Here is an 8,150-nt window from a genome sequence, read left to right as displayed (position 1 = left end):
CAGCGGTACCACTGGTAGTCGAGGAAGGCGTGGTGCAGCCAGAACACCGGGTCGTTGACCGACGCCCCGCCGAGCATCACGCCCCCGACCCACCGGTGCACCCGGTTGTGGTTGTGCCAGGAGGCGCGGCACAACCACAACCGGGTGCACCGGTGGGTCGGGGGCGTGATGCTCGGCGGGGCGTCGGTCAACGACCCGGTGTTCTGGCTGCACCACGCCTTCCTCGACTACCAGTGGTACCGCTGGCAGCAGGCGCACAAGAACCACCGCTACCTGCCGGCGACCCAGCCGGGCCCCGGTGACAAGCAGCGCGGGCGGGTCGTGGCGCGGCTCGACAAGATGCCGCCGTGGAACGTCACGCCGGACTCGCTGGAGGATGTGAGCGGGATCTACAGGTACGCGTGAGGGCATGTAGTGGGGCATGTCTTTGGGGCATGTCTTCGGGCAGGGGGCGGGGCTCAGTTGCCGTAGCCGTAGCCGCCCTCGGGGGCTTCCTGCACGGGCTCCGGCTCACCGACGTTGGCGCAGGTGTTGCCGAAGGCCGGGTTCAGCAGGCCGACCACGTCGATGGTGTTGCCGCACAGGTTGACCGGGATGTTGACGGGGACCTGGACCACGTTGCCGGAGCCCACGCCGGGCGAGCCGACGGCCGCGGCCCCGGCGTTCGCGTCGGCCAGCGCCAGACCGGCGCCACCGACCATCACGGCACCGGTGCCGAGAGCCACGACGGCTGCCTTCGCAATGCGAGACATCACGTTCTCCTTATGTCGCTTCATGTCGCTCGGGGGAGTGGAACGGCAGAGATCACCGCCGCACTTCCCGTACAACGGCCGGCGGGAGAGGGGGTCACGGGGAGAAGGTGGGCGATCACCCTTTTACGGGGGGTGAATCTGGGGCGGGTTCCGCCGAGCCCCGGAGCAGGATGAACTGCCGTTCCGTCGCGATGTATCCGGTGTACGTGTCCCAAGGTTCGAGGCGGGCGCGCCAGAGCACCGCGAGCGCGGCGGATATGACCGCGTCGAAGAGGACGACGGGCGGCGGACGGTCCCTCCGTATCTGAAGGATCACGCACACCGCCACCGCGACGACACTCGCCACGGTGTTCGCCGCTGCCCGGTTCCGGGACCGTCGTATGAAAGATGGTTGCAGGTGGGAGAGGTGGCCACTCAGCCGGTGAAGGACTCCGGACCGAAACGGCCCCAGGCGAGGAAGGCGGCGAGCGCGAGGTAGGCCAGGTTCAGCGCCACGAACGCGAACTCGCGGCGCCGCCCGTGCGTGGCCATCGCCCCGATCATCAACAGCACCCAGCAGGCGGCTGTCACCGGGACCATGACGGGGACGCGGTCGAGGAGGGCGGGCAGTACGAGCCCGACGGCGACGAGCAGTTCGAGCAGGCCGAGCACCTTGACACTCCAAGCGCCGACCCCCTCGGTCCATCCTCCCCCATGCACGGCGGCCAGCTTCTCCTTCTGCCGAAGGCGCCGGGGTAGTGCGCTCGGCCGGCGGGCAGCGCCAGTTCGGCCCCCGTGAGCGGGCGCATGTCACAGAGCGGCGCGCTGCCCCGTCTCCCTTCGGGAAGGAACGCCGACCGGTGAGGAAGGAAGTGGCACACGTCGCCCTCGCTCTCTGGATCAGCGCCTGGGTGCTGGCCGTGGTGGCTCTCGTCGGGGGTGTCAGCAAGGAAGCCGGCCCGGCGGCCTCTCGCATGGATGAGGAAGTCGCCGATCGGCTCGTTGCCGTCAGTCGGCACCGGCGCCAGGCCCAGCGCGTCGTGGAACGCCGGCGGCTCGGCCTGGTCGTCGCTCATCTTCTGTGACTGAGCACTGCAGTTGGCCCCGTGAGCGTGGTAGCCGGCCGCCCGAGCGGTCCGGGTGGCTCACAAGGTGGCCGCAGAGACGGGTTCCGTGAGAGCGGCCGGGGCCCGTGATCCACCGCACATTGTTCGGAGCGATGACTTTGCCGGTTCCCGCCAGTCGAATGAGCGACAACATCATGCGAGGAAGGCTTACTCGTGACTTACACGTTCAGCGCGTCCAAGCACGTCGCTCCCGTATCGCCCGTGGCCGGCGCGGCGGTACGCCGAAGGCTGGCGGGTGGCATGGCGGCGGGTCCTGTGTTCCTCGCGGTCGGTGTCGTGCAGGGGCTCGCCCGTGACGGCTTCGACTTCAGCCGAAACGCGCTCAGCCAGCTCGCGCTCGGGCAGGCGGGCTGGATCCAGACGGTGAACTTTCTGCTCACCGGCGCCCTGCTGGTCATGGGTGCGGTAGGCCTGCGCCAGGTGCTGGGCGGGGGTACGGGCGGCACCTGGGGACCGCTCCTGGTCAGTGTCTTCGGTGCCTCCTTCTGGGCCGCGGCGGCCTTCCCGGCCGACGCCGGCGCGGGGTTCCCTGTCGGAGCCCCCGACGGGACCGTTGTCAGCGCGCACGGTGCTGTCCACATGGTCGCCGGAATGGTCGGCTACCTCGCTCTGTGCGCCGCCTTCGTCGTCCTGGCCGGCTCGCTCGCCGCCCGAGGCCACCGCAGGTGGGCCGTGACCTCGCGCCTCGTTCCGGTCGCGGTCCTGGCCGGCTTCGTGGCCTCCGCCGCCTCCGTCCTGGCCTTCACCGCCGGCGCGGGCCTGGGCCTGCTGTGGCTGACCGCGGTGACGGCCCGTCTGGCCACCGCCCCGGTCGACGCCTGACCGCAATACGTTTACCGACACCATCGAGATCATCCCGACAGAAACGAGGACACTCCATGGCCACGAAGGGGCCTGCCAGCTACTTCCCCTCCATCGAGGAGAAGTACGGCCTCCCGATCACCGAGTGGAAGGCGCTCATCCGCACCTGTCCGCTCACCAAGCACATGGAGCTCGTCAACTGGCTCAAGTCCGAGCACGGCTTGGGCCACGGCCACGCCAACGCCCTCGTCGCCCACACCCTCGCCGAGGACGCCGGCAAGTAGTCAGCCACGAGCGCCGCATCGGGCATCCTCGCCCAGGAGGCCCGGCAGGCCGAAGAGTGGAAAGAGGCGCTCGGTGTCCCGGAAGGCCGTAATGGCGCTGATCCGGTCGCCGGAGAACTCCACGACCTGGAGGGCCCACGGCACGTAGCCGGTGCCATCCGGGTGGGGACGGTACTGGCCGAAGGCGGGGGAGCCGTTCGCCGCGGTCGGCACCAGACGCGAGCCGCGGCAGCCGATCGCGGGGCCGGTGAGCCACGCCTGGATCTCGGGAACACCGCGCATCCACTTCGAGTACGGGGGCAGACACAGGGTGGCATCGACATGGAGGAGCATGTTCAGCTCCTCCATGTCATAGCGAGAGAAGGCCGAAGCGTACCGCTCGGCCAGCACCCGATGAACGCTGTCCTCGGACGGCCGGACGGCCGGCCCATCCTTCCCCCGGCGGTCCGCCAGCGTGGCTCGGGCCCGCTGCAGGGCGCTGTTGGCCGAGGCGACGGTGGAGCCGTGCAGGTCGGCGACCTCGCGCGCCGAGAATCCCAGGACATCACGCAGGATCAGCGTGGCCCGCTGGCGGGGAGGCAGGTGCTGCAGCGCGGCGACAAACGCCAGCCGCACCGACTCGCCCGTCGCCGCGGCCGCCTCCGGATCGCCGCCAGGGCACGGCTCCACCCAGAGAGTGGCGTCCTCCGGAGGCGCCGGTTGCGTGCTGCCCGCACTCGGGCCGGACAAATCCATCGGCAGCGCCCGCCGCTTGCCCGAGGCGAGGGCGTCCAGGCAAACGTTGGTTGCGATGCGGTACACCCACGACCGCAGCGATGACCGGCCCTCGAAGCGGTCGATGCTCCGCCATGCACGGACCAGCGTCTCCTGCACGGCGTCCTCAGCCTCGGCGTAAGACCCCGACATCCGGTAGCAGTACCGGGTCAGTTCCCCTCGGTACTCCTCAAGCCCCTCCACCGCCGCGCCAGCCGCCCCGATATCCCCCATGCCGCATTCCTTCCAAGAGAAAGCCCCAGGTCGCTGAGCTGGTGCTTCATCGTAGAGCCGGGGCCGGGGCCCGGACCGGGTGACCGACACCGGCAAGATCCACGAGGAGCGGGATCTCAAGGGTCGTGCCGAGGGGGGAGACGCGCACCGTTCCGGGCCATCGGGATCCCGCTCGCGCAGGTGGCCGATTGGGCAGGCAATAGCGGTCCCGTGCTTCTGGCCACCTACGCCCGGTGCGTCGAGGGACAGCTTCCCGATCTCAAACGGCGGCTGGAGGCTGCCGGGGATCTGCCCGAGCGGCTAGATGTCGGCTGACGGAGCCCCCGAAAACTTCGACACGTATTCGACACGGCCACCCGCCAGAGGCCGGTGACAGCCGGACGGCCCGGGAGTCTCCCCATGATCGTCGAGGAAGAGGCCGGAGCCTCGTCCTGCCCACCGGAACCGCCCCCGACCAGCAAAAAGCCCTTCCCGGAGGAAGGGCTTGGACGCGCGCCCCCGGCAGGACTCGAACCTGCGGCCAAGCGCTTAGAAGGCGCCTGCTCTATCCACTGAGCTACGGGGGCCTGGTGCGGGTCAAGGATAAAGCTCCCCGTTCCTTGACCCCGTCGCCGCGCCTCCGTGGCTCGATGTGGAGGTTCGGTGAAGCGGTCAAGATAATCGCAGGCGGGTACGAATCATGCATCGCTTTTGCGCCCAGACGCGCCGGGTGTTGTGCACTCGTTATGCCGGGAGGGGGCCCGCGTCCCAGTCATCCCTTCCGTCCGGTCTGTCCCTTCGGCGCGCAGGCATGTCCATATGCTTCAGAATTCCCCTAAAATTGGGCATTCTTCGCATGTGGTGACCTTGGACGTACGCCCTCAGCTACTCGACGCACTCGCTGCTCTGCGCGACCGTGTCGCCGCCGCACGCTATCCGCTTCCTCTGGCGGGAGCTCCCCGCGTGCGCGCCAACCGGGACGAACTGCTCGCCCAACTGGACGACTACCTCGTCCCCCGGCTGCGTTCGCCCGAGGCGCCCCTGCTGGCCGTCGTCGGCGGTTCCACCGGTACCGGGAAGTCGACCCTGGTGAACTCCCTGGTGGGACGGCGGGTCACGGAGGCGGGCGTGCTCCGGCCGACCACCCGTACGCCCGTACTCGTCTGCCACCCGGAGGACCAGCACTGGTTCAGCGGCATGCGCGTACTGCCCGACCTCACCCGCCGCTGGGTGCCCCACCAGGAGAACGGGGCCAAGGACAGCGACACGCCCGTCGACGACCACGCGCGCGTGCTCCGCGTCGAGACCGCCGAAACCCTCCCGCGCGGACTCGCCCTGCTCGACGCGCCGGACGTCGACTCCCTGATCGCCGACAACCGCGTACTGGCCGCACAGCTCATCTGCGCCGCCGACATCTGGATCATGGTCACGACGGCCGCCCGGTACGCCGACGCCGTCCCCTGGCACCTGCTGCGCACCGCCAAGGAGTACCGCGCCACCCTGATCACCGTCCTGGACCGCGTCCCGCACCAGGTCGTCGCCGAAGTCTCCCGCCAGTACGCCGCCCTGCTCACCAAGGCCGGCCTGGGCGAGGTGCCCCGGTTCACCGTGCCCGAGCTGCCCGAGTCGGCCTGGGGCGGCGGCCTGTTGCCCGCCTCCGCCGTCGCCTCGCTGCGCACCTGGCTGCACCACCACGCCCAGGACCCCGGCGCCCGCCGCAGCGCCCTCACCCGTACGGCGTACGGCCTGCTCGACTCGCTGGCCGTCCGCATGCCGGAGCTGGCGAGCGCCGCCGCCGCCCAGTACGCGGCCGCCCTCCGCCTCACCTCCGCCGTGGACGGCGCCTACGACAGCGAGCACGCGCGCGTACGGGGCAGGCTCCAGTCGGGCACCGTCCTCGCCGGTGACGCTCTCAAGCGCTGGCGCGCCTTCCCGCTGGACTGCACCGCAGGCGAACTCCTGGACGCCCTGACCGAGAGCCTCGGCGCGCTGCTGCTGTGTGCCGTCGCCGCCGCCGATGAGCGCGTCGACGAGTCCTGGCGCCGCGAACCCGCCGCCCGCGCCCCCGAACTCACCGAGCGCGACTCCTCAGCGGAGAGCGCCGAGCACCGCATCGGCCTCGCCGTCCGGCGCTGGCGGCGTGAGCTGGAGGAGCACGCCGAGGACGAGGTGCGCGAGCTGGAGCGCGGCAACGCCCCCGACGCCGAGACCGTCGCCGCGCTCGCCGCCGCCGTCGTCCTCGGCGGCCGCCGGGCGCGTACGGCGGGCGAGGGGCTGGCCGAGCGCATCGGGGCGCACGGCGCGCTGCGGCTGCGCGACCGCGCCGGGCGCCTGCTCGCCGAGCACGTCGACCGGGTCCTGCACGGCGAACGCGAGCGCCGCCTCGCCCCCATCGACGCCCTGGACGTCCACGCGGAGTCGCAGGCCGAACTCATCGCCGCGCTGTCCGTACTGCAGAAGGAGAGGTGACCGGTGACCGCCGCCGCCCAGAAGGACCAGATGGATCACGTCGACGCCACGGCCCCCGCCGACGAGGAGCCGCACGCGCGCGTGGAGGGCGATCAGCGTCCCGACGACGAGGTCTCCTGGGACGACGGCCTCATCGCCCGCCGCGTCACCGAGGGCACCGCACCCCGGGAGGCCCCCGCGCGCGGGGCGACGAGCGGCCCCCCGGCGCCGCTGGCCTACGACGGCCCCCTGCGCTCCCGCCTCGACGCGCTGCGCGAACTCGTCGGCCTGTCCCGCGCCCGCCTCGACAACCAGACCCTCGCCGAGGCCGCGCGCGTGCTGGACGAGGCCACCGCGCGGCGCAAGCTGTCCGGACAGCACACCGTCGTCGCCATCGCCGGCGCGACCGGCAGCGGCAAGTCGCAGCTGTTCAACACGCTCGCCGGGGTGCCCATCTCGGAGACCGGGGTGCGCCGTCCGACGACCGCCGCGCCCATCGCGTGCAGTTGGAGCGACGGTGCAGCGACCCTCATCGACCGGCTCGGCATCCCCGGCCGGCTGCGCCGCCGCCCCCTGCAGAGCGCCGAGGCCGAGGCGCAGTTGCGCGGGCTGGTCCTGATCGACCTGCCCGACCACGACTCCGCCGCCGTACAGCACCGCGAGCATGTCGACCGGGTCCTCAAGCTGGTCGACGCCGTCATCTGGGTGGTCGACCCGGAGAAGTACGCCGACGCCGCGCTGCACGAGCGCTATCTGCGGCCGATGGCGGGCCACGCCGAGGTGATGATCGTCGTCCTCAACCAGACCGACCGGCTGCCCGCCGAGGCGACCGAGCAGATCCTCGACGACCTGCGCCGGCTGCTGGACGAGGACGGCATCGCGCTCGGCGAGTACGACGAGCCCGGCGCCACCGTCCTCGCCCTCTCCGCGCTCACCGGGGACGGCGTCGGTGACCTGCGCGAGACGCTCGGCAAGCTCGTGGCCGAGCGGGGCGCGGCCGCCCGCCGGGTCTCGGCCGACGTGGACGCGGCCGCCGCCGACCTGCGGTCGGTGTACGCCGCCGGGCAGGGCGTCGGGCTCAGCGAGGAGGCGCGGGAGGAGTTCTCCGGGCGGCTCGCGGACGCGGTCGGCGCCACCGCCGCCGGGGAGGCCGCCGAACGTGCCTGGCTGCGCAGCGCCAACCGCGCGTGCGGCACACCCTGGCTGCGGCTGTGGCGCTGGTACCAGGACCGCGGCGGCCCGCAGACCGGCAGCCTCCCGGTGCGCCAGCACGCCGACGCCGAGGCGACCGCACGCCAGCGGGTGGAGCAGGCGGTCCGTACGGTGTCCGAGCGGGCTGCCGCCGAGTTGCCCGCACCCTGGGCGCAGGCGGTGCGGGAGGCGGCCGTACAGGGGTCACAGGGGCTGTCGGAGTCGCTGGACGAGCTGGCGGGCCAGGCCGGGCTGCCGCCGGGACGCCCGCCCCGCCCGGGCTGGTGGCCGGTGGCGGTGCTGGTGCAGGCGGCGATGACGCTGCTGCAGATCGTGGGCGGGGCGTGGCTGGTCGGGCAGATCGCGGGGGTGCTCTCGCCGAATCTGGGCGTACCGGTGCTGCTGATGCTGTGCGGGATCGTGGGCGGGCCGCTGGTGGAGTGGGGGTGCCGGCTGGCGGCGCGGGGGCCTGCGCGGCGGTACGGCCAGGAGGCGGAGCGCCGGCTGCGCGAGGCGGCGGCGAGCTGCGGCCGGGCTCGGGTGCTGGACCCGGTGGCGGCGGAGTTGCTGCGGTACCGGGAGGTGCGGGAGCAGTACGGGCG

The 8,150-nt window shown here is 72.1% G+C and carries 8 protein-coding genes, 1 tRNA gene and 2 pseudogenes; 6 read left to right on the top strand and 5 right to left on the bottom strand.

Going from position 1 to position 8,150, the window contains the following annotated elements:
• Positions 1 to 122: pseudogene (locus CCN33_RS07110) on the bottom strand (tyrosinase family protein); the annotation flags it as partial.
• Positions 123 to 132: 10 nt separating this feature from the next.
• Here CCN33_RS07110 and CCN33_RS07105 point away from each other — a divergent pair.
• A pseudogene (locus tag CCN33_RS07105) lies at positions 133 to 405 on the top strand (tyrosinase family protein); the annotation flags it as partial.
• 53 nt (positions 406 to 458) lie between these two features.
• Here CCN33_RS07105 and CCN33_RS07100 read toward each other — a convergent pair.
• Both CCN33_RS07100 and CCN33_RS07090 read right to left on the bottom strand, forming a co-directional pair.
• Complete coding sequence (locus CCN33_RS07100) at positions 459 to 752, bottom strand: chaplin (RefSeq protein WP_086692356.1); 294 nt, start codon at positions 750 to 752, stop codon at positions 459 to 461.
• A gap of 414 nt (positions 753 to 1,166) precedes the next feature.
• The gene (locus CCN33_RS07090; RefSeq protein WP_341866566.1) at positions 1,167 to 1,451 is read right to left on the bottom strand and encodes a DoxX family protein; all 285 of its coding nucleotides are present in this window, start codon (positions 1,449 to 1,451) and stop codon (positions 1,167 to 1,169) included.
• Positions 1,452 to 1,591: 140 nt separating this feature from the next.
• Here CCN33_RS07090 and CCN33_RS07085 point away from each other — a divergent pair, with 140 nt between their 5' ends.
• The 3 genes from CCN33_RS07085 to CCN33_RS07075 all read left to right on the top strand — a co-directional run bounded on the left by CCN33_RS07085 (position 1,592) and on the right by CCN33_RS07075 (position 2,943).
• Entirely contained in the window at positions 1,592 to 1,816 is a 225-nt protein-coding gene (locus CCN33_RS07085) for a hypothetical protein (protein WP_086692351.1), read from the top strand.
• Positions 1,817 to 2,059: 243 nt separating this feature from the next.
• Positions 2,060 to 2,680 carry a DUF998 domain-containing protein gene (locus tag CCN33_RS07080; protein WP_244173718.1) on the top strand — a complete coding sequence of 207 codons (621 nt, stop codon included), beginning with the start codon at positions 2,060 to 2,062 and terminating at the stop codon, positions 2,678 to 2,680.
• 56 nt (positions 2,681 to 2,736) lie between these two features.
• Positions 2,737 to 2,943: a DUF4287 domain-containing protein gene (locus tag CCN33_RS07075; RefSeq protein ID WP_086692349.1), complete on the top strand. Its 207-nt coding sequence runs from the start codon at positions 2,737 to 2,739 to the stop codon at positions 2,941 to 2,943.
• Here the strand turns inward: CCN33_RS07075 and CCN33_RS07070 are convergent, their stop codons facing one another.
• Positions 2,944 to 3,930 carry a sigma-70 family RNA polymerase sigma factor gene (locus tag CCN33_RS07070; RefSeq protein WP_086692347.1) on the bottom strand — a complete coding sequence of 329 codons (987 nt, stop codon included), beginning with the start codon at positions 3,928 to 3,930 and terminating at the stop codon, positions 2,944 to 2,946.
• Between the two features lie 493 nt (positions 3,931 to 4,423).
• Positions 4,424 to 4,496 (bottom strand) — tRNA-Arg (locus CCN33_RS07060).
• Positions 4,497 to 4,767: 271 nt separating this feature from the next.
• Between CCN33_RS07060 and CCN33_RS07055 the strand changes: the two genes are divergently transcribed.
• Both CCN33_RS07055 and CCN33_RS07050 read left to right on the top strand, forming a co-directional pair.
• Positions 4,768 to 6,378: a dynamin family protein gene (locus CCN33_RS07055; RefSeq protein ID WP_086692343.1), complete on the top strand. Its 1,611-nt coding sequence runs from the start codon at positions 4,768 to 4,770 to the stop codon at positions 6,376 to 6,378.
• A gap of 30 nt (positions 6,379 to 6,408) precedes the next feature.
• On the top strand, positions 6,409 to 8,150 hold a 1,742-nt coding region (locus CCN33_RS07050; protein ID WP_086692358.1), incomplete at its 3' end, for a YfjP family GTPase.

It is taken from the genome of Streptomyces recifensis (genome assembly GCF_002154615.1).
Classification (GTDB): Bacteria; Actinomycetota; Actinomycetes; order Streptomycetales; family Streptomycetaceae; genus Streptomyces; species Streptomyces griseoluteus.
Note: the sequence above shows the minus strand (reverse complement) of the source record. Positions and strands in the feature narration are given on the sequence as shown.